We start from the raw sequence: 24,208 nt of genomic DNA, 5'->3' as shown, positions 1-24,208 counted from the left end.
TAAAACTATTCTAAATAATACGAATCGGCAATTAGTCCGGTATAATAAAGCAGTCCATCACGGCTACCCACTAATCTGGCATAAATAACCAAAAACAAGCAATAATACAATATTTGATATATGTTTCTAAACATTCAAAAAAAAAGAACAGTATATTTAACATTTTTGTTATCTTTAAAAGCAGAAATAGGCAAAGAAGTATATCACTTTTGTCTATTTCTCTTTGTATAAACAGTTTAATTATCCTTGAAGTATGGATCAAAATAATGCATATTTAAAATTTGATAAGAGCCGCATGGTAAATCTCGAGTACTCTCTGAAAAGGGAAATACTGAGAACTAACCGTCGGGGGGCTTACCATTGTACTACCCTGGTGGAATGCAACACCCGTAAACAACATGGCTTACTGGTTATGCCTGTTCCCAAGCTGGATAATTCGAACCACGTACTTCTGTCATCATTCGACGAGACGGTGGTACAGCACGGAGCCGATTTCAACCTGGGCATTCACAAATACGACGGCAACAATTACAGCCCGATGGGGCATAAATATATCCGTGAATTCAATTGCGACTCCCTGCCCCGGACAATATACAGGGTAGGCGGCGTAGTTCTTTCCAAAGAAAAAATGTTTTCGCTCGAGGACAATACGATCTTCATACGCTATACATTGCTGGATGCACACTCTCCTACGATAATGCGTTTCAAACCATTCCTCGCATTCAGGGAAATTAACGAACTCACGAGTGAGAACTCTGTCGCCGAGCATGGTTATAAGGAAGTGGAGAACGGCATCAGCATGCAAATGTACAGCGGATACCCTGAACTGTTTATGCAATTCAGCAAAGAGGTCAATTTTGTTTTCGAACCTAACTGGTATAAAGGAATAGAATATGAACGCGACAAAGAAGAAGGCCTGGATTATAAGGAGGATCTCTATGTTCCCGGATATTTTGAATTACCAATAGCAAAAGGTGAATCCATTATTTTCTCGGCAAGTGATGTAAAAGCAGATACGAGTAAACTATCACTCTTATTCGAAGATGGAATAAAAGAACGCACTCCACGGTCTTCGTTCTTCAACTGCCTGAAAAATTCCGGCCATCAATTCTATTTCCGTCCTACTAAAGAAGAGTTGTACTTACTTAACGGATACCCCTGGGGAAGGGTAGCCGCCCGCGAACAATTTATGGCATTGCCTGGTCTGACATTCGGACTGGGAAAACCCGAATCTTTCGAAGAGGTCATGGACACAGCCATCCCGGCCATAAAAAACTTTATGGAAGGTAAACCTGTATCGGGATTCCTTCAGGACATAACAAATGCGGATGTACTGTTATGGGTATTGCGCTCCCTTAAAAAATATCACATTGCCGATCACGACCGGTTTTATGTAAAATACGCTGAGCTGGTTAACGATATTGTCACATTTATACACGAGGGAAAACATCCCTATTTAAAACCATTGGCAAACGGACTACTCAGTGTAGATAATCATTCCAACCTGCCAAGCTGGATGCACAGTGCGGCAGTCCCTGAGAACATAAGGTCTACCCGTTCAGGTTGCCTTGTCGAAATTAATGCTTTCTGGTTCAACGCACTGATGTTCAATCAGGAAATAGCTCTACACAAAAAAAACGAGAAACTGGCCAAGAAAATGGGACTGTTGGCCGAAATAACCAAAAATTCATTCCTCGATATATTCCTCAACGACGGAGGTTATCTATACGATTATGTTATAGGCAACTATGTAGACTGGAGTGTAAGGCCAAACATGCTACTGGCCATAGCCTGCGACTACCCATTACTGGACAAGCGGCAAAGCAAGTCTATTCTGGATATCATAACCAAAGAGTTGCTGACACCGAAAGGCATACGCTCTTTAAGCCCTAAAAGTATAGGATTCAGACCACGTAGCGAAGGCTCTGTCAACGACAGGCTCTACAGTGCCTACAATGGTGCCGCCTGGCCATGGCTTCTGGGTATATATATGGAAGTATATATAAAAATATTCCAGAAAAGCGGTTATTCGTTTCTCGAAAGATTACTTATAGGAATAGAAGAAGAAATGTCAAACGATGGCATTGGGTCACTATCGGCGATCTATGATGGCAGCATCCCTTACTTTGGGCATGGCCCTATATCATACGCAACTAATGTTGCAGGAGTGTTAAAAGCATTGAATTTACAGAATTCCTTTGCAGATGAATATTAATCAAAAAAAGTTAATGGTTCTATAGTATCTGTCGACAATAATACTTATAACCCTAACTTATAACGAAGGCATATGAAAGCATTAATGTTTGGATGGGAGTTTCCTCCCCACATTCTGGGAGGACTTGGCACGGCCAGCTACGGGCTTACAAGAGGCATGGCCATGCAACCCGACATGGATATAACTTTTGTCATCCCTAAACCGTGGGGCGACGAAGATCAGAGTTTTCTGAAAATAATAGGCGCCTGCAATACTCCTGTTGTATGGCAGGATGTACATTGGGACTATGTCAGCGATCGATTGTCCAAATATATGGATCCTCAGGAATATTACAATCTGAGAGATCATATATATGCTGACTTCAGATATTTGCGCACTAACGACCTTGGATGCATCGAGTTCTCGGGACGATACCCCGACAACCTGCTTGAGGAGATAAATAATTATTCTATTGTAGCCGGAGTAATAGCCCGCACACATCAGTTCGACATTATCCATTCGCACGACTGGCTCACTTATCCGGCCGGAATCCATGCCAAGAACATATTAGGCAAGCCATTGGTCATCCACGTCCATGCTACCGACTTTGACCGTAGCCGCGGGAATGTCAATCCTCAGGTATACGAGATGGAAAAGAATGGAATGGATCATGCCGACCACATTATTTGTGTTAGTGACCTGACTAGAAAAACAGTTATCGAAAAATATTTTCAGGATCCTTCAAAAGTATCGACAGTGCACAACGCCGTTGAGCCGTTAAGCCCCGAAATACTTGCCATCAACCCTCAGAAAGGCACCAAAGATAAAGTAGTCACATTCCTGGGGCGCATCACTATGCAGAAAGGGCCCGAATACTTTGTTGAAGCCGCTGCACGTGTGCTGGAAAAAGCTAAACACATACGCTTTGTAATGGCCGGAAGCGGCGACATGATGGAACGCATGATATACCTGGCCGCCGAAAAAGGCATTTCAGACCGGTTCCATTTCACAGGATTCCTGACAGGCAAACAGGTATATGACATGTTTAAAAGAAGTGATGTTTATGTTATGCCATCCGTTTCCGAGCCATTTGGCATATCACCGTTAGAAGCTATGCAATGCAGTATACCGACCATTATTTCCAAACAGTCGGGATGTGCCGAGATTCTCAGCAAAGCTGTAAAAGTAGACTTCTGGGATGTAGAAGGCATGGCTGACGCCATCTATTCCATCTGCACCTACGATGCAATGGCCGAATTCCTTAGCAGGGAAGGCAAGGCAGAAGTCGATAATATAAAATGGGAATATGCAGGCCAGAAAGTAAGAGATATTTATAATAGTTTAATGTAAAAAAATACAACCAATATAGTTATGAAAAATATTTGCTTTTACTTCCAGATACATCAGCCTCACAGGCTGAAACGTTACAGGTTTTTCAATATAGGCGGAGACCATTATTACTATGACGATTTTGCAAATGAAGACTTCATACAAAGGGTAGCTGAAATATCTTTTGTTCCGGCCAACAGGGTAATGCTGGAGATAATAAAAGAATACAAGGGAAAATTTAAAGCTGCATTCTCCATATCGGGTGTAGCCCTCGACCAGTTGGAAATATACGCTCCGGAGGTGATAGACGGGTTTAAAGAACTGGCCGACACGGGTTGTGTTGAATTCCTTGCCGAAACACAAGGGCATTCACTGGCCTCGCTGATCGATCCGGAAGGTTTTAAACAACAGGTGAAAAACCATAGTGAAAAAATAGAAATCCTGTTCGGACAAAAGCCTAAAGTTTTCAGAAATACAGAACTGATCTACTCCGACGATATTGCCAGCCTTGTTTACGAAATGGGCTATACAGGAATATTAACGCCCGGAGCTAAAAGAACATTGGGATGGAAGAGCCCGAACTATGTTTATCAGTCGGCAGAACAGCCTAAACTAAAATTACTGATGCGTAATCCACGCTTTAGTGACGACATAGCCACCCGCTTCTCAAATTATAGCTGGAGTGAATACCCGCTTACTGCAGACAAATTTATCGGATGGATAGCCGCAACACCTAAAGAAGAGCAAGTTATTAACCTATTCATGAACTACGAAGTTCTGGGTAACTTTCAGAAGAAGAGCTCGGGAATATTCGATTTCATGAGGGCTTTGCCACGATTTGCCGCAGAGAAGAACATAGGCTTTGCCACTCCGTCGGAAATACTAAGCCTTCACAAACCTGTGGATTCTATATCTTCCATGCATCCCATTTCCTGGGTCGGCGAAGAGAGGGATATCTCGGCATGGCTTGGAAACTCGCTTCAACAGGAAGCTTTCAACAAATTGTATGAGATTGCCGAACGTGTAAGCCTAAGCCAATCGAGAAGGCTGGTACAAGACTGGATTTATCTGCAATCAAGCGATCATTTTTATTACATGGGTACGAAAAACGATTTACCGTTCAGTCCTTATGCTTCTCCTTACGAAGCATTCAACACTTATATGAATGTATTGAGCGATTTCAAAGAACGGGTTGAAGCTGAATTCCCAAGTTCGATAGAGACAGAAGAACTGAATTCGCTGCTGACCACAATACACAACCAGGCGGACGAAATAGAGCGGCTCGAGGAAATGATAAAAAAATTGGAAGCCCCTGAAAAACCGGAAAGCAAACCAAAAGGAACAGCTAAACCAAAGGCAGTAAGTAAAGCAAAAACAGATGAAAAGCCGAAAAGTGTTACCGCAAAAAAACCTGTATCAAAGCCTAAAGAAAAGAAGGAAGTAACACCTAAACCGGATAAAACTGTTGCGGCTAAATCAAAAGCTGTTAAAAAATAACGTTTTATGCAGCATTTTACCTGCGGAAAGCATCTTTAAAATAGAAACCTAAAATAATTGTTTTTATATGAATATAAAGGTGTTTTCCACTTTTTTGAAGATCACATCAGCTACACTTATGCTTCTGTATGTGTCGTCTTGTAGTCTTGACTCTGACGATGCGAATGTCCCTCTGGGCAAATTCATTGTTACTGGAACTATTGTCGAGGATAATGAAGATAACACACCGCTATCAGATGTAAGAGTAGCCCTGGGATTTCCATATCTGTCCACACAAGGAGATACGCTTATTTATTATGTAGACAGCCTTAGTACCGAAGATAAAGGAATATTTAGCCTTAGTATAACAGAATACCCTCAGCCTCAGAAATTTAAACTGAAAATAGAAGATATAAATGATCCGAAGCGATTTGACACGGCAATCAGGAATATTGATTTTATAAATCCATCGTTCACAGGTGGTAATGGAAGTTCGGATGCAGGAGAGACAGTGAAGGAAATGGGATTAATAAAGATGAGCCTGAAAACAGTCGAAGGTAATCCGGACAACACAAAAGAATAAGTCCGCTATTCCTGCACGGCCAGGAAATTATAATCATTCACAATCTTTTTCAGGAATACCCTGTCGGGACCATCATAGTTATACCCTGTGATGGACTTTATTCTTTCTGCCAAACGTTGGTTAAAGTAATCGCTGTCGCGCATCCTTCTGTCCTCAATGATAGAAACAATAGTTTGAATATCCCTGTCGGACAAACGATCCAACACATCGGCATAAGTCACTTTATAGTCCTCGTGAAAATCGAGATCGGTTATAGAAAGTTCCCTGTTCCCGGCATTCAGTTTCAGGTCTACCACAGTCGTCCCGGCCAGTAGATCTCCTAAACGCTGAGATTTTTTTGACACTGCAACCATAATCACCCCTACAAACCCATAGGTTATGGTAAAGTCGATAAGGCGAAACAACCACCTGACCAGAAAAGAGCCGGTTGTAGGCGCAGTGCCATTCACATTCACTACCCTGATCTTTAGAACCATTTTGCCCAGGCTTTGTCCATTGTTGAATCTTTCGAACAAGAAATCATAGAACAGCATCGGATAAAATAATATAATCCAAATGATTATCGCTGAAATATCACCATCTATCGCGGCTTCAAGTCCTAAACGCGCAACTGTACTCAATATCCACAGCCAGCCAAAAAACCAAAGCATAATGACTACCCAGTCCAGAAGATACGCCAGGATGCGTTTTCCGACATTTGCAATCTCATAATCTATCGTTACGTTCTGAGTGGTTTGTACCTCTATTATCATATCAAAATTAAAAACTCATGGCAAATTTAATTTTTTTGTATGATTATTAGCTTAATTTTTCATTCTTTTTACCCAAAGAGTTATATTTGTGCGTACTATTCAGAAAATACTGATAAATGAGAGAAGCCGCGTTTATTAAACACAACAGAGATAAGTGGCAAAAAATAGATAATGAAACCCGGAACACAAACATTCCGGCCGAAACTATGGCTGACAACTTTATAGAACTTACAGATGATCTTTCTTATGCACGCACATTCTACCCAAGATCACAGACTGTAAGATATCTGAACCAGTTGGCAGGACGCTATTTTATCAACATATACCAATACCGCAAAAGCGAGAAAGGCTGGTTTTGGCGTTTCTGGAAAGAGAGCCTCCCGTTGACGATGTACCGTTGCCGGAAGTATATGCTTTATTCTTTCATTTTCATGTTTGCAGGAGTATTGCTGGGAATATTTTCGCAGCAGCAGGAATCTAATTTCGCTTCTTATTTTCTCGGCTCAGGCTATGTTAACATGACTCTGGAAAATATAGAAAAAGGAGATCCTATGGCTGTATATAAAGATGAGGCAAAAGAATCGATGTTTTATGGCATAGCATTTAATAATATCAGGGTTGCTTTCCTTGCTTTTATTTTGGGCATTTTTTGCTCTGTAGGTACTGTATGGGTGCTTTTTTCCAATGGTATCATGTTGGGCGTTTTTCAGTTTTTCTTCTATCAGAAAGGTTTATTACTCACCTCTGCCATGTCGATATGGCTGCATGGTACACTGGAAATATCTGCCATAATCATAGCCGGTGGCGCGGGCATCACGTTAGGCAACAGCCTGCTATTCCCCGGAAGTCACAAACGGGTTTATGCGCTACAGAAAGCTGTAATGGACGCGCTGAAAATAGCTCTGGGACTTATCCCTGTTTTCATCACAGCAGCATTTATCGAAAGTTATCTGACCAGACTGACCGAAATGCCAATTTATTTTAATCTGACTATAATAGGGCTTTCCGCCTTGTTTATAATATGGTACTTTTTCTATTATCCTTACTTAATACATAAAAGAACAAATGAACGAGCCAAAGAAAATTAAGCTTTTTGCGACCAGAGATTTTAGTGAAAATTTCGATTTAGCGCTAACATTCATAAAACAAAATTACGGTACAGTATTAAAATCATTATGTTTACTTATTCCGGTAATACTTGTTACTGTTTTCCTTACGCCAAATACAAACAACATATCCACTGACGTATACAACTATGATGATGTGTGGGATCTGTATGGCCAGATATTTACATTCGGGTATTTTATTGCTGTGTTCTTTAGTATAATGACCTCTCTTTTAGGGTATACATTTGTTGTCGCCTATATGGCCGAATATACTAAGACCACTAATGGTGTGGTAAAAGCATCGGATGTATGGTCAAGGGTATTGAATGTAGTGCTTCCGGTTTTGCTGTGCTCTATCATATTTGCTATACTAGTTAGTATAGGTTCAATACTTTGTATTATACCCGGTATTATAGTATATAACTACCTCGGATTCTATATATATGTATATGTAAATGAAAAGCGTGGCGTTATAGAAAGTTTTCAGCGTAGTTTCGAACTGGTTCAGGGTAATTTTTGGTCTACACTCGGAATGGGAATCGTATTTTTAATACTGGTAATTATAGGATCTATCATATTCCTGATCCCGTCTTACCTTTCTGCGTTTGGGGTTCTCATAGGAATAGATTTCCTTTCAAGCGATATTTACGTATATATGGCAAACCTCATCGGAAGTCTGGGGCAATTTATATTGATGCCGATCCTTTATATGGCGATGGGAGTAGTGTATTACAGCCTTAGGAACCAATCGGAAATGATCGATGAAGATTCGGAGATAGACAGTATAGGTGCTCACAACCAGGAAGAAGACAACACTTCTTATTTACCGTAAAGGCGGGTGATATATAAAAAGACTACATATACGGTTCTTATAAAGAGTATGTTTATCATGCTCCTGCTACTATCGTATCTACCTGTCAGGGCACAATCCGATACTATCCCATCCGATACAGCTGTTGTTACCATAACTCCGGATATATCAGCATCTGCTAAAAATACAGAGTTCAGAGTCCCGGATAAAGAAAAAATTGAGGAATACCAGAAAGACAGCCGGTTCGATTACAGTAAAAAAGCAGAAAGCGGCCCGTCGGCCTGGGATATGATAAAATACCGGATAATGCGCTTTTTCGGTGAATTGTTCGGTACAGCTATCGACTCGGGTGTACCCGGAGTAATCGTTATCCTGCTTATCGTTCTAATCATTTGTTTTATTGTACTCAAGGTATTGGGCGTGGACTATAGGACTGTTTTAGGCAGAAAGAAGATAGATACTCCCGAAATAGATATTTATACAGAGAATGTCCATGAAATGGATTTTGATACGTTGATCTCTAATGCGCTAAAGAATAAAGATTACCGGCTTGTTGTGCGTTTCCTTTATCTGAAAAACCTGAAAGCATTGTCAGACAAAGAGATTATACAATGGAACGCAAATAAGACAAATTATAGTTACCAGTTCGAAATATCGAGTTCGTCACTTCGTTCAAAATTCCTTGAAACAACTCTGATATTTGATTATGTGTGGTATGGAGAATTTCCTGTAAATGAAACTCAGTTCTCCGGCGCATACGACAGGTTGAACACATTTAATAAAATGATAGCCGATGAAAGATAAGAAGATGGTCGCCCTGATAGCCGGGATCATCTTACTGATGATCGTGCTGTCTGTAATCAAGTCAAATCAACCCAAACCGGAGGATTGGTCAATGACTTTCATCAATACCAAAACAGCCCCGTACGGCACATACATCACTTATCAATTGCTGGAAGATGTTTTTGAAAAAGGAAGTATAAGAACCACACGCAGGCCTGTATACAATAATCTGAAAAGTGGAATAGATCCTTATATCTATCCCGAAGAGGACTATGATTATCCGGTTGCCGAGGATGAGAATGAGGATTATAGTGAAGAATACCTCGATTCTGTTTATTACATCAATCCTACATATTGGTATCACAACCTGAAAAATATACCTGATACCACATCCTACCTGTTTATAAACAGGACATTCGATGTAGATGATCTCGATCTCGAATATTTACTCGATTTTGTGGGTTTGGGCAATAATGTTTTTATTTCGGCAGAAGACTATAGCCGGAAATTCACCGATACATTAGGTATAAAAACATCGATGAATTACAACAGGGATGATTCCATATTCGTCCTGTCTGAGCATCCTGAAAAAAAATATCCTTTCAAAACGGTTTATGGAACCACGCGGTTTAATGTGGATAGCTGTAAACATCCCGTGAGGGTGCTGGCTACAACCAAAACCACGAATGACACTGTATTTATAGATCTCACATACGGTAAAGGCCATATCTATCTGCACACTGTGCCTACGGCTTTCGCCAATATAAATATGATAAACCTCGAAAAATACGATTTCGGATTCAGGGCTTTATCGTACTTACCGCAAAACTCTAAGATCATATGGGACGAATACCAGAAGCAGGGAGCAATAGGCGAAGGCAGCGACTTTAAAGTTATGCTTTCCAACCCGCCGTTGCGCATAGCTTTATATATCATCCTCGGAGGATTGCTGTTGTTTATGATATTCAGGGCAAAGCGTACCCAGCGGATCATACCTGTGATAAAACCTCCGGTAAATTCATCCCTGGAATTTTTAAATACCCTGAGCAACCTATATTATAAGAAAAGGGATTTTCATACTATTGTAGAAAAACGCCATGCATATTTTCTGGATTATATCCGGAAGCATTACTATATGTCGACCGAAAATATAGACAATGAATTTATAAATGTGTTAAGCGCCAAATCGGGTTCCGATAAAGATAAGTTAAGCGAATTATTCCTTATATATAAAGATGTGTCTACGCTGGCATTTATGCCGAACGAGTCATTTTTGAAATATAACAGCCTGCTGGAGGAATTTTACAGAACAGTGAAAAACAAATAAAAAAACGAAATATATGTCAGACCTGGAATTTAAGTCGAGAATAGATTTCTCCGAATTGGGCCAAAGCGTTCAGAACATAAAGAGTGAAATAGGACGAGTTATAGTAGGCCAGCATCAGCTCATCGAACAAATGATCGTAGCTATTTTAGCCAACGGACATGTACTGGTAGAGGGTGTACCGGGCGTAGCCAAAACATTGGCAGCTAAACTACTGGCAAAAACAATAGATGTAGGTTTCAGCCGCATCCAGTTCACTCCCGACCTGATGCCTTCGGATGTATTGGGAACTAGTGTATTTATGCCGGGATCGGGAAAATTCGAGTTCAAAAAAGGGCCTATATTTTCCAATATAGTGCTTATTGACGAGATAAACCGCTCTCCTGCCAAAACGCAGGCTGCCCTGTTCGAAGTAATGGAAGAACGCCAGGTAACAAATGATGGAACAACTTATAATATGGAATACCCCTTCCTGGTGATGGCTACACAGAATCCTGTAGAACAGGAAGGAACCTATCGCCTGCCGGAAGCTCAATTAGACCGTTTTCTGTTCAAAATTCTGGTTGACTACCCGAATATTGTCGAGGAAATAACTATACTGGACAGGCAGAATAAAGGGGAACTGTCAGCTAATATCGGCATCAAAGCGGTCTTAACGGCTGAAAAGTTGAACGAACTAAGAAAAGCTGTGGAGAAAGTATTCGTAGAACAGCATCTGCTGGAATATATCGCCCAGATAGTTGCTGCTACCCGCCAAAGCCCGTGGATCACACTGGGAGCGTCGCCACGTGCGTCACTGGCCATACTGAATGCTTCGAAGGCGTTGACAGCTATCAGAGGACGTGATTTTATCACCCCCGATGACATCAAGGAAATGGCAGTCCCAGTATTACGCCACAGAATTTTACTAACTCCTGAAAAAGAAATGGACGGTACATCTACCGACACAATTATATGCCAGCTAATAGACAAAGCGGAAGTTCCCCGATAATCCGGTTTTTTAAGAGCCTGTATCTTACAAACCGTCTTTTCATAGCACTCGGCTTATGCGTGCTGGGCTTCTTCGCGTGCTTTATCTTCGACGAATATTTCTACCTGATGAAGATTGCATTCGGAGTAGTTATCGCATTCTTCCTGCTGGATATATTCACCGCATACCGTCAAAAGAAAGGAATTATTGCCGCACGCAATTGTCCTGAAAGATTGTCGAATGGGGATATAAACACAATCTCCATATCCGTAACCAACAGATATCCGTATAGAGTATCTATCAAGATTATAGAAGAAGTACCTTTCCAGTTCCAGAAAAGGGATCTGTATTTTACTGCATCTGTCGGAGTAGATAAAACCGAAACCTATTATTATGATATCCGCCCCACCGAAAGGGGTGTCTATGATTTCGGAGCATTAAATGTATATGCAGCGGGATTATTCGGATTCATCAGCCGGAGATATATATTTGACGAGCATAAGGATGTGGCTGTCTACCCGTCTTTTATCGAAATGCATAAATACGAATTACTGGCCGCATCTCACCGCCTGACTGATTATGGTATCAAAAAAATACGGAGGATAGGGCACGCCACCGAATTTGACCATATCAAACATTATATTACAGGAGACGACCCCCGCACGATAAACTACAAGGCAACTGCCCGGATGAATCAGTTGATGGTAAATACTTATCAGGAAGAGAAATCTCAACCTGTGTATTGCCTTATCGATAAAGGGCGGACAATGAAAATGCCTTTCGCCGGGATGACCTTGCTCGATTATGCGATAAACTCCACCCTTATGGTATGTAGTACAGCCCTGAACAAAGGGGATAAGGTAGGACTGATTACTTTCTCGAAAGGCATTGACGAAATTCTTCCGGCCGACAAGCAACGCCGCCAGCGGAATAAGGTGCTGGAAACCTTATACGCCCAAAAGACAAACTTTAAGGAATCGGACTACGAGAGGCTTTACGTAACAGTGAGACGAAAAATCACCCAGAGAAGCCTTATTATACTATATACCAACTTTGAGACAGTTAATGGTATGAGACGGCAACTTAGATATCTGAGCCATTTGTCAAAAGACCATTTGGTACTGGTTGCATTTTTCCTGAATTCTGAATTCAACGAAGTTTTGGATACCCAACCAATGAATATGGAAGAAACATTCCGGAAAGGAATAGCCGAAAAGCTGTCGAATGACAAGTTCCTTATCGTAAAAGAACTGAACCGCCACGGCATACATACCATTTTATCCAAACCTGAAAATCTGACAATCAATTCGATTAATAAATATCTGGAATTTAAATCCAGAGGATTAATTTAAAATCAAACCTTCACTAAATATCTTATTATAAGCATAAAACAACTATGAATAGTAAACTATCAATTATCTTATTGCTTATTTCTGCATTTATATTTTCTTTTATAGGTTGTAATAACGACGATGAGCCAAAAACAGATACTACATCCATTGTACTGGAAATAGGTTACCCTATACAGATTTCTTTGATGGAAGGAAACGATGATTATAGTATTGTCATAGGTGATCAGGAGATAGCCGAAGCGTCCTATACCCGTGAGTCAAAAAAGAACGGAATATTGGAATTGAATGGAAAAAAACAGGGAAAAACAACAATAACGGTTGTGGACAACATAACAGGAGATAAGTTAATAATCAATACAGAAGTTATTATCCATGATTTTATAATCGACGAGAAAGAAGTTAACCTTACAATGTTTGTACCTACCGATATATTCATTCAAAGTGGTAACCGCAAATACGAAATAACAGTAAAAGATAAAGAGATTGCCGGAGCTTCTATATTTCAGTCATCAGCTCAGGAAGATGGAAAAACATATTACGGTATCACCTTTTCAGGAATTACTCCCGGAAGTACTGAGATTTATGTAAAAGATATTATTTTGGATGAAACAATTACTATACATATAAATGTCTCCTTTCCCTATTTATCTTTAGTGACTGAAAAAGTCGTAACAGATGTTCAGGTTACCGACTCTGATATAAAAACCGCAATAGAAACCGATTTAAAAGAAAATGCATTATTTAAGGATAACTATGTATATTCAATGATCAGAGGCTACAAAAATATGCCTTTATATATATTTAAAAACAGGGAAGATGCTAAGAATGGAAAAATTGCACAGGAAGGACTTTTCTCTTTTCTAGTAGGAGCTGATGGTTATGGATTATATTATACCGTTAATGATGAAAGACACAGTATACTCGCACAAGCCCCCGTTTCGTCATATACAACAATATTTAAACTGTTTGATATGCATTTTATAAGTCAGGCCGTAACAACAGTAGAAGATGACAAAATATTGTTAACAGAAGATGTTACAGAAAAATATAAGAAAATATACCCATCTGTAAAACAGGTTAAAATAGAATCATTATTAAAACTGGAGACAATAGCCGATTTATCACTTCCGTTGGGGCTGACTCAAAATGATTAAATAAAAAATCCGACTGAAAACTTTTACTTTCAGTCGGATTTTTCGCCATTAACATTTCCAATTAATCATTACTTTCTCTGTTACAAGCTATTGCATCAACAACTGCAACGGCTGTCAGATTTATTATGTCCCTCACGGAACTTTCAATATCTGTAAAATGAACTGGTTTGCGCAAGCCCATCTGTATCGGCCCGATACTTTCACCTGCAATGCCCAGTTCCATCAGTAATTTACTGGATATATTAGCTGAACTCAGGTTAGGAAATATCAGTGTATTCACATCCCGCCCTTTTAAAGTATTGAATGGAAATGCCCTGTCTCTCAATTCTTTGTTCATAGCAAAATTCAATTGCATTTCTCCGTCGATAATAAAATCAGGATGGTTGGCATGGAAATATTTTATAGCATCGGAAATACTTTTTGGTCCACCATCGACATCTGCCCCATAATTGGAGAATGAAAGCATTGCCATTACCGGTTCGGTCGAAAAATAACGTACTGCATCGTGTGTCAGTTTTACGATTTCAATTAATACTTCTTCATCCGGCCATCGGTTTATTAACGTATCGGCAAGGAAGTAAGGGCCTTTTTTAGTCTGAACAATATGCATTGCCGCAAAATGCTTATACTGAGGCTTTAACCCTATAACCTCCAAAGCTGTCTTCGAAAATTCACGATAATGACTGTAGACACCTGTTATTACAGCATCGGCATCACCGGTTTCGACCATCATCATACCGAAATAATTACGGTCGCTCATCTTCTCAAATGCCTCCTGATAACGGATGCCTTCACGGGCTTTCTTATCGCTCAGCAATTTAGCATAATGACTACGGCGTTTGTCCTCCGAAATATTACGGTGATCAATAATCTGAACACCATTCAGGTCTATGCCATTTTCCCGGGCAATATTTCTGATACGGTCTTCGCTACCGAGTAAAATAGGTTGGCATATACCTTCTTTCTGAGAAACAATGGCAGCTTTCATCATATTGATATGATTGCCTTCACAATAAACCACACGTTTAGGTTTGCTTTTGGCAAGGGTAGTGAGGCGATGTACCAATTTGTTGCTGTAACCCAGCATTTCGTCGAGCCGGGATTCATATTCATTCCAGTCTGTAATCGTCTTGCGGGCAACACCACTTTTTATGGCAGCCTTGGCTACTGCAGTAGAAACTGTTGTAAGTAAACGGGGATCAAGTGGTTTAGGAATAATATATTCACGTCCGAAACTCAATTTATTTATTTCATAAGCCGTATTTATCACATCGGGTACAATTTCCTTTGCCAGGTCGGCAATAGCACGGGATGCTGCCAGCTTCATTTCCTCATTGATAGAAGTAGCCCTGACATCAAGTGCTCCCCTGAATATATAAGGGAATCCCAGTACATTATTCACCTGATTGGGATAATCGGAGCGGCCTGTAGCAAAAATAATATCGGGACGGGAAGCCATCGCTTCTTCATAAGATATTTCAGGGTTCGGATTGGCCAAAGCAAAAACAATAGGATTATCATTCATCTTACGTACCATTTCCTTAGTAAGCACATCGGCAGAAGACAACCCCAGAAAAACATCAGTTCCTTCAATGGCATCTTCTAGTGTAACTTTATCCGTATCTATAGCAAAATTCAACTTCGACTCACTAAGATTGGTACGCTTTGTTGACAAAACGCCCTTACTATCGCACATGATTATATTTTCTTTTTTCACACCGAATTTCATATACAATTTGGTACATGCGATAGCAGAAGCCCCGGCGCCATTTACTACTAACTTGATTTTAGCGATATCTTTTCCGGCTACATCCAGCGCATTCAACAGTGCTGCCGCTGAAATAATAGCCGTTCCATGCTGATCGTCGTGCATCACCGGAATATCCAGTTCTTCTTTCAGCCGCTTCTCTATTTCAAAGCATTCGGGCGCTTTAATATCTTCGAGATTGATACCGCCGAAAGTCGGAGAGATGGCTTTTACCGTCTGAATGAATTTTTCAGGATCGGTTTCATCTACCTCGATATCAAAGACATCAATTCCACTAAAGATCTTGAAGAGCAGACCCTTTCCTTCCATCACAGGCTTACCGGCTATTGCGCCTATATTGCCAAGCCCGAGGACAGCCGTTCCGTTTGAGATCACGGCTACAAGGTTTCCCTTAGTCGTGTAATCATAGGCTAACTGAGGATCTTTCTCTATTTCGAGACAAGGTTCTGCAACTCCGGGGGAGTATGCAAGCGATAAATCAGTTTGAGTACTGTGTGGTTTAGAGGGTATAACCTCTATTTTCCCCGGTCTTCCAGCTTTGTGGTACTTGAGTGCCGCTTCTTTTGTTACTTTTGGCATAGCAGTTAAGTTTAAACAAGGTTTTCTGACTAATCAGTCATTTGTTTATTTATTCTGCAAAGTTAGAAAAAGGAAATTTAGAGAACATAAATTTTCACGATAAATAACTTATCAAAAAATATGTTTTTCAGCACATTTAGTAAGCTTAACACCTCAAATAGGCATCATTTTTAGAATTTTTAATTTCAAAAAGTCAGAAGATATTATTTTTTCAACTCTGCACGGGCTCGTTCTATAATGGTATCAATTCCTTTCTGCATGTCTTCCTCAGTCATATCAACTTTTATCTTCGGATTGATACCAAATTCGATGTGATTGTATTCAGCATCAAGAAAAGGAGATGCTGAAAAACGGACAGACCATCCATTGGGGATCTCGGACGAAAACGGAAGGCCACTCCCCCCTCCTGTCTTGTCTCCTATAATCACTGCATTAGGGGCATAGCGCATGGCATTCACAAAATCGTTCGCAGCACTATAACAACTGCGGTTAGTTAGAACTGCCACCTTCTTTTGATATTTTACTCCATCGGAAGGTTCGACATATATTTTGTAAGGTTCCGAAAAATCGTCATGTCCCTTGCCTGTTTTATGCATAACAAAACAGACCAGTGTTTTCTCATTAAAAAAATGAGAAGCCAGTTTATCACTATTAGTCAAAAGACCACCTCCATTGTCCCGCACATCGAGAATAATACCGTCGCAAGCAGCCAGGCGGTCGAGCACCTGATTGATATTCCCCTCGCCGATCCCACTTGAGAAACTTCCATAATAGATATATCCGATATTATCGTCCAGTATTTTATATTTCAATCCACTGGCAATGCCATAATCCGTACCCAGATAATTCTTTTGTATCTTTTCATCAAAATTATCGGGATAATCTTCGAACCATTTCCAATAGCGGGCAACATTGTGGGATGCGGTCAGGTTTACATGCCCGTCCTGCAATTCGGCAAGCATTTCGCCCAGTACATCAAATAAGGCTTCGTTACTCATATTCTCGCTTATGCGTACAGAATATCGTTCATAGACCTCATCCCAGTCTACATCTTTATAACCGAAGAAACAATAATGCTCATCAAATATTTTCCACAACGCTTCGAAATTACCTCTTTTCGTATTTTCGAAATGGCTGTCTTCCGAAAAGCATGAGCTTAATAAAAGACAAATAATTGTATAGCACAAAAAACGATGTTTCATCTGATAAAAATATTAACTATGGTAACAATAATTCCTTAAACTCATTATACGAGTACCTGTAATAATTGAGATCGACATTCCCGTCTATTCCGGGTAGCTCTCCCTTATGTGAGAACTGCCAAACCCGCCAGTTCGCAATATCTTCCGACGGCTCGTTATGCAAATCGCACATCCAGATAATATTGTCAGGAAAATTTCCCCTTATATATAACTTATAACAATCCCGATTCGTATATATTACAGGGTGTACACCAAAATGCTCATATAATTCATTTTCCAATTCTTTCAATTCTCTTACTATATTCGCAATATAGTTTTTATCCTTGTTATATATATTTGCCGGAGAATGCTCTACATCTATCGCCGGAATCATATCACCGGCACTAAACTTTGCCGTTTTCAGGAAGTGTGCAGCCTGTTCTTTTCCCGGCAGGTTAAATGAATAAAAATGGTATGAACCTACCGCTATATTTTCTTTTCGGGCCAAATCGTAATTATACGGATAATTCCTGTCCAGATGAGATGTACCCTCGGTGGCTTTAATATAGGCAAATGTTATATTCTGATCCAAAACAGCCCGCCAGTCGAGGATCGGATTGTGATGTGAAACATCGATACCTTTTACAAAATATTTACCCGAATCGAATGTTGGCGATTCATTATAGTAATCCTTTATCAGGAAAAAAGCCACAAGGACAAAAAAGACAACCAATACAAGAGGAAGTGCATATTTTTTGAGAATAATCTTATTATCCGCTTTTTTCTTCTTCTTTACTTTCCTTCTCTGTATAGTCTTTTTTATTACCCTTTTGGCCATAAAGCACTATCAATCAAACACAACGGTTTCGGATATCAATTTCCCGGCTTTGTCCTTGGCCGATAAAATCAATTCCTCTTTCTTTATACCCCAATCTATATTCACTGTGGGATCGCTCCACAACAAAGACGCCTCATGTGCCGGAGCATAAGCATTATCTACCTTATATGAGAATATCGCCTCTTCACTAAGCACTAAAAAACCATGGGCGAAACCACGGGGGATAAAGAACTGTTTCTTATTATCTTCTGTCAGTTCAACTGATAAGCTTTTGCCGAAGGTAGGCGAAGACTTGCGTAGGTCCACAATCACATCGAGCACACGTCCTTTGAGTGCCCTTACCAGTTTGGCCTGAGCATATTCTCCTGTCTGATAATGTAATCCGCGAAGGACTCCACGAGTAGATTTCGATTCATTATCCTGAATAAACTCTACCTTACCGATATGCTGTTCAAATAATTCCTTTTTGTAAGATTCCATAAAGTATCCCCTCTCATCATTGAATACTTTCGGTTCTATTATCCAGACACCTTCTATCTCTTGTTCCGTAAATTTCATTCTTAATCTAATAAACTTAGTATATATTGTCCGTATGCTGTTTTATCTAATATCTTCCCTAAAACACGCAATTGTTCGTTATTTATCCACTTGTTGCGCCATGCGATCTCTTCTATGCACGAAATATAGAATCCCTGACGATTTTGAATAGTTTCCACATAGTTTCCTGCTTCGAGGAGGCTGTCACAATTGCCTGTATCGAGCCAAGCAAAACCACGTCCAAACAATTGTACCTGCAATGTACCTTCTTCCAGATAACATTTATTCAGGTCGGTGATCTCATATTCTCCTCTGACTGATGGTTTCAATGCCTTTGCTTTTGCTGTTACCGTATTGTCGTAAAAGTACAGACCGGGAACAGCATAATTTGATTTTGGGTTTTCAGGTTTTTCTTCCAAAGACAGGACTCTTCCGTTTTCATCGAATTCAACAACGCCGTATGCCCTCGGATCTTTCACATAATAACCGAATATGCAAGCACCTTTATTTATTGAAGCGGCTTCTTTCAGCATCCTGGAAAAGCCCTGCCCGTAAAACATATTATCTCCGAGAATGAGGCAACCCGGTTCTCCGTTCAAAAATTTTTCGCCTAAAACAAAAGCCTGAGCCAGTCCGTTGGGCACTTCCTGTACAACGTATTCGAAACTCATACCCAATTCTTCGCCTGTTCCCAGCAATTCGCGGAACATAGGCAAATCGCGGGGCGTAGAAATAATCAATATTTCCTTTATTCCCGCCAGCATCAGTGTTGACAAAGGGTAATAGATCATCGGCTTGTCGTAAACCGGCATTATTTGCTTGGATATAGCTTTAGATAAAGGGTAAAGGCGTGTCGCGCTTCCTCCGGCCAGAATAATTCCTTTCATTTGTGCATTTTTCAATTATGGTTACAAATATAAGCGTTAATAATGTAATAGTAATCAGAAGTTGAAAACTTTATCTGTAGTTATTAGGTAGTCAGAGTAGTTAAAGGAGTCAAGTAGTAAGTAGAAAACGATCTTTGAAAATGAAGAATGGAAAGAATGAAAAGTGTAATGTTTGTCACTTTTTAGTTAAAAATGAAATAAGCAAAAAAGGATATTATTATACCTATATGAAAATAAAAATCTTTGACGGCTTAACACCTCTGACTACTTTAACTACTTATTTTTGTAAGTTTTGTAAGTTTTTAGTTAAAAATAAGACAGATATGGACATATCAAATTTCGGTATTAATAAAAAAAAGTATTCCTTTGTGTTGTTTTTAGAATAGAATATATTTTAGGTATAAATTCAATGAAAAATAGAATTATAACATCTTTACTGATATTTGCACTTGGTGGCACATTTACTTACGGTCAAACCAACACTGAAAGCAATGCCAAACAACAGCAACGCTATTTTGACATCAACAAGAATATAGAAATATTCAATTCCGTTGTACGCGAAATGGAAATGTTCTATGTGGATAGCATAGACCTGAACAAAACCGTACGTAGTGGCATCGACAATATGCTGAATACGCTGGATCCTTATACAACATATTTCAATAAGGATGACATGAAAGAGTTCAACACCCAGATTACCGGAGAATATGCAGGCATTGGCGCTGCTATTGCTTTCAAAGAAGGGAAAGTGGCTATAACAGACCCGTTTGAAGGGAAACCAGCCGATAAAGCCGGACTGAAAGCCGGGGATTATATTCTTTCCATCGATGGAAAAGATATGACTACCTGTGAAGCTGTAGAGGGTGAAGCATTCGGACGCACATTGAGCAACTTTGTCAGTTCGAACCTGAAAGGTCAGCCCGGGTCGACCATTGAAGTAAAAGTGGAACGTGTTGGGGAAAAGAAGCCCATTACAGTAAAAATAGTGCGGGAGAAAATAAATATAGACCCCATATCTTATCATGGGCTTGTCGCTCCTGAAACGGGCTACATTAGTTTTAGCACTTTCACCGACAAAAGTGCTATGGACGTAAAAAAAGCCTTTCTGGAAATGAAAAATCAAGGTATCACCTCGCTTATACTCGATTTACGGGAAAATGGCGGTGGCATCATGGAAGAAGCAGTCCAGATGGTAAATATGTTCACACCTAAAGGAAAGGTTGTAGTTTCCACAAAAGGAAAACTGAAACAAATGGACAGGACTTACCGTACAACGCTGGAACCCATAGATATGGACATTCCTGTTGTCGTACTTGTAGACAGGGGTTCTGCCTCTGCAGCCGAAATCGTTGCCGGAGCCTTGCAAGACATGGACAGGGCTGTGCTTGTAGGTGAACGCACATTCGGTAAAGGCCTGGTGCAATCGCCACGGGAAGTTCCTTACGGAGGGGGAATTAAAATAACCACATCGAAATATTATATCCCGAGCGGAAGGTGTATTCAGGCGATAGACTATTCGCACCGTAACGCCGATGGCAGTGTGGGCCGTATACCCGACAGCCTTACTACTGTTTTCTATACTGAAGTGGGACGCCCTGTAAGAGACGGGGGTGGCGTAACTCCCGATATTGTGCTCGAAGAAGAAAAAACTCCGACGATAACATACTATCTGGCAAACCAGTACATTATATTCGACTGGGCTACCGACTGGGTAAGCAAGCACAAGAAGATCGACTCACCCGAAGCATTTTCCATTTCGGATGAAGATTATGATAGTTTCAAAGCCTTTGTGAAATCGAAAGATTTCCAATACGACCGCATGAGTGAAAAGTCGATGGCGGCACTAAAAGAAGTAATGGACTTTGAAGGATATATGAAATCGGCAAGTGAAGAATTTAAAGCACTGGAAGCGAAATTGGTACCCGATCTGGACAGGGATCTGGAAACATTCAGGGACGACATCATTAAGCTTATAAATGCCGAGGTGATAAAGCGTTATTATTACCAAAAAGGAGAATATATCTATAACCTAAAGAATGACAAAGGGTTGGCTAAGGCTTTGGAGATACTCAATGATCAGGATACATACAAAAAGACATTATCATCCCCTGCTCTGGAAAATGTAGCCAATGCCGAGTAAAAAAGCCATTTAAATGTATTTCAGATTGATAGATAAATTATTATCTTTGCAGTCCTGATAGCATTATTCTTATCACATCAAGGGTGCAGACCTTTTTATTACTTATATTAATTCACGAATGGAATATAATACCCAATTAAAGAAACTCGCACTTCCCGAGTATGGAAGAAATATACAGAACATGGTTGACTATTGTGTAGCCATACCTGACCCTGCGGAACGGAAACGCTGTGCAAACACTATAATAAACATTATGGGAAACATGTTCCCCCACCTGCGTGATGTGAATGATTTTAAGCATATCCTGTGGGACCATCTGGCTATAATGTCCGATTTTAAACTCGATATAGAGTATCCATACGAAATAGTGAAGAAAGAAGATCTCTACACTAAACCCGGTAAAATAGAATACAGCCGTCCCGACATGCAATACCGCCATTACGGAAAAACGCTGGAAAAGATGGCCCGTATGATACTAAGCATCGATAATCCGGAAGAGAAAGAGCAGTTCACCCTGTTGGTAGCTACCCACATGAAGAAATCTTATATACAATGGAACAAGGATGTGGACGATCAAAAGATATTCGGAGACCTGTATGACCTGACTAATGGCAAGGTAGACATACGGAATTCAAATATCAAACTGCCGGAAATGAAAGACCTCGGACAACGCAATAATAATACCAACAATAACAGCAACAACGGAAAGAAAGGCGGAAAGAAAAAATAGCCGGAAACAATTATAACCTCCACTCCAAAGAAATGATAAAAGACAACGAGGTTTTTAAAATAGGTAAACTTATCAAGCCACACGGAATAAAGGGCGAGATAAGTTTTGCTTTTGAGAACGATGTATTCGACAGGGTGGACTGCCCTTATCTTGTATGCAGGGTAGATGGTATATTTGTGCCCTTCTTTATAGAGGAATACCGTTTTAAAGGCAGTGAAACCGCCTTGATTACTTTCGAAGATGTAGACAATGAAGAAAAGGCCAGGAGGTTATCCGGCCTCGAAGTTTACTTTCCCCGGAAGTACTATGAAGAAGAAAACAACGATGATATAGAATACTCATGGAATTTCTTCATCGGCTTTTCCATTGTAGACAAAACCGCGGGCAAGATCGGAATAATAGAAGAAATTGACGACAAAACACTTAACACACTATTTCTCATTAAAAACGGAGAGGAAGAAATCATCGTCCCCGCCACAGAAGATTTTATAGAAAAGGTCGACCCTAAGAAAAAAATAGTGTACGTAAATTTGCCCGAAGGATTATTGGATTAACATACCATCTATTGCATTCAACGCTCCACTATCATTTTTCTTGAAATAAAATCATATCTTTGTCTTTTTAGATACTATTTCAATGAAAGAACGCATTGTTGTAAAAATAGGAAGCCAAATACTTACACGCAAGGACGGCACACTCGATGTCACCAGAATGTCGGCGCTTGTCGACCAGATAGCGGAACTGCATAAAGGAAATACAGAAGTCATACTCGTATCATCAGGTGCGGTAGCTGCAGGCAGAACAGAGATAAAGCCAAAAGCAAAACTCGATACGATATCGGCGCGCCAGTTATACTCATCCATAGGGCAGGTAAAACTGATAAACCGCTATTACGACCTTTTTCGCCAGCAAAGTATCGTTTGCGGACAAATACTGGCTACCAAAGAAGATTTTGCCACACGCCGCCATTATCTGAATCAAAGGAATTGCATGTCGGTGATGCTCGATAACAAAGTCATACCAATCGTAAACGAAAATGATGCTATATCAGTAAACGAACTGATGTTCACCGATAATGATGAACTTTCGGGACTGGTGGCTGCAATGATGAACTGCAAAAAGCTTATCATCCTCAGCAATATAGATGGTATATATACAGGAGATCCGTGCAATCCCAAGTCGAAGATATTCAGAGAAATCGACATACATAAAGATAATATAGAAGACTGTATCCAATCCTCAAAGTCGGCTACGGGACGGGGAGGAATGACTACCAAATACAATATCGCCCGTAAAGCCGCCGAAGAGGGTATCGAGGTTATTATAGCCAATGGGCGGAGAGACAATATACTCATTGAACTGATAAAGGGAAAGGATGTTGTATCTACCCGTTTTATGCCCTCTGACAAAGGAACCACGAGTGTAAAAAAATGGATTGCTCATTCCAACGGATTTACCAAAGGCGAAATATATATCAATGACGGTGCACGCGAAGCATTATTAAGCAACAAAGCCGTTAGCCTGCTGCCTATTGGCGTAACAAAAATAATTGGTAACTTTGAGGCTGACGATATTGTACGCATCATCGACGAATCGGGCAATCAGATTGGTATTGGCAAGACTGCATACAATAGCGACAAAGCAAAAGAAATAATAGGGAAAAGCAATAAGAAAGCAATTATTCATTACGACTATTTATATATTGATAAATAAA

21 protein-coding genes are annotated in these 24,208 nt (G+C 40.1%); 15 read left to right on the top strand and 6 right to left on the bottom strand.

The features are described 5' to 3' along the window. The first annotated feature begins 253 nt into the window (after window positions 1-253). From GGR21_RS07640 to GGR21_RS07625, 4 genes are all read left to right on the top strand, one after another. Entirely contained in the window at window positions 254-2,215 is a 1,962-nt protein-coding gene (locus GGR21_RS07640; RefSeq protein ID WP_183306620.1) for a glycogen debranching enzyme N-terminal domain-containing protein, read from the top strand. A 72-nt stretch (window positions 2,216-2,287) separates the two neighbouring features. Further along, window positions 2,288-3,544: a glycosyltransferase gene (locus tag GGR21_RS07635; RefSeq protein ID WP_183306619.1), complete on the top strand. Its 1,257-nt coding sequence runs from the start codon at window positions 2,288-2,290 to the stop codon at window positions 3,542-3,544. 21 nt (window positions 3,545-3,565) lie between these two features. Then, the gene (locus tag GGR21_RS07630; RefSeq protein ID WP_183306618.1) at window positions 3,566-5,020 is read left to right on the top strand and encodes a glycoside hydrolase family 57 protein; all 1,455 of its coding nucleotides are present in this window, start codon (window positions 3,566-3,568) and stop codon (window positions 5,018-5,020) included. Between the two features lie 67 nt (window positions 5,021-5,087). Continuing rightward, window positions 5,088-5,582, top strand: a complete 495-nt coding sequence (locus GGR21_RS07625) for a radical SAM-associated putative lipoprotein (RefSeq protein ID WP_183306617.1) — start codon at window positions 5,088-5,090, stop codon at window positions 5,580-5,582. A gap of 5 nt (window positions 5,583-5,587) precedes the next feature. Here the strand turns inward: GGR21_RS07625 and GGR21_RS07620 are convergent, their stop codons facing one another. Further along, entirely contained in the window at window positions 5,588-6,334 is a 747-nt protein-coding gene (locus GGR21_RS07620) for an RDD family protein (protein ID WP_183306616.1), read from the bottom strand. A gap of 116 nt (window positions 6,335-6,450) precedes the next feature. Here GGR21_RS07620 and GGR21_RS07615 point away from each other — a divergent pair, with 116 nt between their 5' ends. The 7 genes from GGR21_RS07615 to GGR21_RS07585 are packed head-to-tail and all read left to right on the top strand — an operon-like array spanning window position 6,451 to window position 13,834. Then, window positions 6,451-7,422, top strand: a complete 972-nt coding sequence (locus tag GGR21_RS07615; protein ID WP_183306615.1) for a stage II sporulation protein M — start codon at window positions 6,451-6,453, stop codon at window positions 7,420-7,422. Beyond that, window positions 7,400-8,272 (top strand): hypothetical protein, encoded by an 873-nt coding sequence (locus GGR21_RS07610; RefSeq protein WP_183306614.1) that lies wholly within the window; start codon window positions 7,400-7,402, stop codon window positions 8,270-8,272. Before GGR21_RS07615 ends, GGR21_RS07610 begins: the two co-directional genes overlap by 23 nt. Window positions 8,273-8,329: 57 nt before the next feature. Further along, on the top strand, window positions 8,330-9,055 hold the full coding sequence (locus GGR21_RS07605) for a hypothetical protein (protein WP_246348026.1): 726 nt from the start codon (window positions 8,330-8,332) through the stop codon (window positions 9,053-9,055). Then, window positions 9,045-10,361 carry a DUF4350 domain-containing protein gene (locus GGR21_RS07600; protein WP_183306612.1) on the top strand — a complete coding sequence of 439 codons (1,317 nt, stop codon included), beginning with the start codon at window positions 9,045-9,047 and terminating at the stop codon, window positions 10,359-10,361. Before GGR21_RS07605 ends, GGR21_RS07600 begins: the two co-directional genes overlap by 11 nt. Window positions 10,362-10,374: 13 nt before the next feature. Beyond that, complete coding sequence (locus tag GGR21_RS07595) at window positions 10,375-11,349, top strand: AAA family ATPase (RefSeq protein WP_183306611.1); 975 nt, start codon at window positions 10,375-10,377, stop codon at window positions 11,347-11,349. Beyond that, a complete protein-coding gene (locus GGR21_RS07590; RefSeq protein WP_183306610.1) occupies window positions 11,313-12,680 on the top strand; it encodes a DUF58 domain-containing protein in 1,368 nt (455 codons plus the stop codon). The genes GGR21_RS07595 and GGR21_RS07590 overlap by 37 nt, the downstream gene beginning before the upstream one ends. A gap of 44 nt (window positions 12,681-12,724) precedes the next feature. Continuing rightward, window positions 12,725-13,834 (top strand): hypothetical protein, encoded by a 1,110-nt coding sequence (locus tag GGR21_RS07585; RefSeq protein ID WP_183306609.1) that lies wholly within the window; start codon window positions 12,725-12,727, stop codon window positions 13,832-13,834. A gap of 61 nt (window positions 13,835-13,895) precedes the next feature. On the opposite strand, the gene GGR21_RS07580 is transcribed toward GGR21_RS07585, so the two are convergent. From GGR21_RS07580 to rfbA, 5 genes are all read right to left on the bottom strand, one after another. Beyond that, a complete protein-coding gene (locus GGR21_RS07580) occupies window positions 13,896-16,181 on the bottom strand; it encodes an NADP-dependent malic enzyme (RefSeq protein ID WP_183306608.1) in 2,286 nt (761 codons plus the stop codon). Between the two features lie 203 nt (window positions 16,182-16,384). Beyond that, window positions 16,385-17,383: a S41 family peptidase gene (locus GGR21_RS07575; protein ID WP_183306607.1), complete on the bottom strand. Its 999-nt coding sequence runs from the start codon at window positions 17,381-17,383 to the stop codon at window positions 16,385-16,387. Window positions 17,384-17,399: 16 nt separating this feature from the next. Beyond that, complete coding sequence (locus GGR21_RS07570) at window positions 17,400-18,200, bottom strand: glycoside hydrolase family 25 protein (RefSeq protein WP_183306606.1); 801 nt, start codon at window positions 18,198-18,200, stop codon at window positions 17,400-17,402. 9 nt (window positions 18,201-18,209) lie between these two features. Then, complete coding sequence (gene rfbC / locus GGR21_RS07565) at window positions 18,210-18,758, bottom strand: dTDP-4-dehydrorhamnose 3,5-epimerase (protein ID WP_183306605.1); 549 nt, start codon at window positions 18,756-18,758, stop codon at window positions 18,210-18,212. A gap of 2 nt (window positions 18,759-18,760) precedes the next feature. After that, window positions 18,761-19,624 carry a glucose-1-phosphate thymidylyltransferase RfbA gene (gene rfbA, locus GGR21_RS07560; protein WP_183306604.1) on the bottom strand — a complete coding sequence of 288 codons (864 nt, stop codon included), beginning with the start codon at window positions 19,622-19,624 and terminating at the stop codon, window positions 18,761-18,763. Between the two features lie 409 nt (window positions 19,625-20,033). On the opposite strand from rfbA, the gene GGR21_RS07555 reads away from it, so the two are divergent. From GGR21_RS07555 to proB, 4 genes are all read left to right on the top strand, one after another. Then, window positions 20,034-21,764: a S41 family peptidase gene (locus GGR21_RS07555; RefSeq protein ID WP_183306603.1), complete on the top strand. Its 1,731-nt coding sequence runs from the start codon at window positions 20,034-20,036 to the stop codon at window positions 21,762-21,764. A 118-nt stretch (window positions 21,765-21,882) separates the two neighbouring features. Then, window positions 21,883-22,494: a DUF4290 domain-containing protein gene (locus GGR21_RS07550; protein ID WP_183306602.1), complete on the top strand. Its 612-nt coding sequence runs from the start codon at window positions 21,883-21,885 to the stop codon at window positions 22,492-22,494. Window positions 22,495-22,526: 32 nt separating this feature from the next. Next, on the top strand, window positions 22,527-23,048 hold the full coding sequence (gene rimM, locus GGR21_RS07545; protein ID WP_183306601.1) for a ribosome maturation factor RimM: 522 nt from the start codon (window positions 22,527-22,529) through the stop codon (window positions 23,046-23,048). 82 nt (window positions 23,049-23,130) lie between these two features. Further along, window positions 23,131-24,207 (top strand): glutamate 5-kinase, encoded by a 1,077-nt coding sequence (proB, locus tag GGR21_RS07540; protein ID WP_183306600.1) that lies wholly within the window; start codon window positions 23,131-23,133, stop codon window positions 24,205-24,207. Window position 24,208: the final 1 nt, after the last annotated feature.

It is taken from the genome of Dysgonomonas hofstadii (genome assembly GCF_014196915.1).
GTDB classification, from domain to species: Bacteria; Bacteroidota; Bacteroidia; order Bacteroidales; family Dysgonomonadaceae; genus Dysgonomonas; species Dysgonomonas hofstadii.
This window is presented reverse-complemented; position numbering and strand designations above follow the sequence as displayed.

What these genes read in the sequence shown, in the direction of transcription:
- GGR21_RS07640 (WP_183306620.1), top strand. Translation starts at nt 254, where the DNA reads ATGGATCAAAATAATGCATATTTAAAATTTGATAAGAGCCGCATGGTA.
- GGR21_RS07635 (WP_183306619.1), top strand. Translation starts at nt 2,288, where the DNA reads ATGAAAGCATTAATGTTTGGATGGGAGTTTCCTCCCCACATTCTGGGA.
- GGR21_RS07630 (WP_183306618.1), top strand. Translation starts at nt 3,566, where the DNA reads ATGAAAAATATTTGCTTTTACTTCCAGATACATCAGCCTCACAGGCTG.
- GGR21_RS07625 (WP_183306617.1), top strand. Translation starts at nt 5,088, where the DNA reads ATGAATATAAAGGTGTTTTCCACTTTTTTGAAGATCACATCAGCTACA.
- GGR21_RS07620 (WP_183306616.1), bottom strand. Translation starts at nt 6,334, where the DNA reads ATGATAATAGAGGTACAAACCACTCAGAACGTAACGATAGATTATGAG.
- GGR21_RS07615 (WP_183306615.1), top strand. Translation starts at nt 6,451, where the DNA reads ATGAGAGAAGCCGCGTTTATTAAACACAACAGAGATAAGTGGCAAAAA.
- GGR21_RS07610 (WP_183306614.1), top strand. Translation starts at nt 7,400, where the DNA reads ATGAACGAGCCAAAGAAAATTAAGCTTTTTGCGACCAGAGATTTTAGT.
- GGR21_RS07605 (WP_246348026.1), top strand. Translation starts at nt 8,330, where the DNA reads ATGCTCCTGCTACTATCGTATCTACCTGTCAGGGCACAATCCGATACT.
- GGR21_RS07600 (WP_183306612.1), top strand. Translation starts at nt 9,045, where the DNA reads ATGAAAGATAAGAAGATGGTCGCCCTGATAGCCGGGATCATCTTACTG.
- GGR21_RS07595 (WP_183306611.1), top strand. Translation starts at nt 10,375, where the DNA reads ATGTCAGACCTGGAATTTAAGTCGAGAATAGATTTCTCCGAATTGGGC.
- GGR21_RS07590 (WP_183306610.1), top strand. Translation starts at nt 11,313, where the DNA reads ATGCCAGCTAATAGACAAAGCGGAAGTTCCCCGATAATCCGGTTTTTT.
- GGR21_RS07585 (WP_183306609.1), top strand. Translation starts at nt 12,725, where the DNA reads ATGAATAGTAAACTATCAATTATCTTATTGCTTATTTCTGCATTTATA.
- GGR21_RS07580 (WP_183306608.1), bottom strand. Translation starts at nt 16,181, where the DNA reads ATGCCAAAAGTAACAAAAGAAGCGGCACTCAAGTACCACAAAGCTGGA.
- GGR21_RS07575 (WP_183306607.1), bottom strand. Translation starts at nt 17,383, where the DNA reads ATGAAACATCGTTTTTTGTGCTATACAATTATTTGTCTTTTATTAAGC.
- GGR21_RS07570 (WP_183306606.1), bottom strand. Translation starts at nt 18,200, where the DNA reads ATGGCCAAAAGGGTAATAAAAAAGACTATACAGAGAAGGAAAGTAAAG.
- rfbC (WP_183306605.1), bottom strand. Translation starts at nt 18,758, where the DNA reads ATGAAATTTACGGAACAAGAGATAGAAGGTGTCTGGATAATAGAACCG.
- rfbA (WP_183306604.1), bottom strand. Translation starts at nt 19,624, where the DNA reads ATGAAAGGAATTATTCTGGCCGGAGGAAGCGCGACACGCCTTTACCCT.
- GGR21_RS07555 (WP_183306603.1), top strand. Translation starts at nt 20,034, where the DNA reads ATGAAAAATAGAATTATAACATCTTTACTGATATTTGCACTTGGTGGC.
- GGR21_RS07550 (WP_183306602.1), top strand. Translation starts at nt 21,883, where the DNA reads ATGGAATATAATACCCAATTAAAGAAACTCGCACTTCCCGAGTATGGA.
- rimM (WP_183306601.1), top strand. Translation starts at nt 22,527, where the DNA reads ATGATAAAAGACAACGAGGTTTTTAAAATAGGTAAACTTATCAAGCCA.
- proB (WP_183306600.1), top strand. Translation starts at nt 23,131, where the DNA reads ATGAAAGAACGCATTGTTGTAAAAATAGGAAGCCAAATACTTACACGC.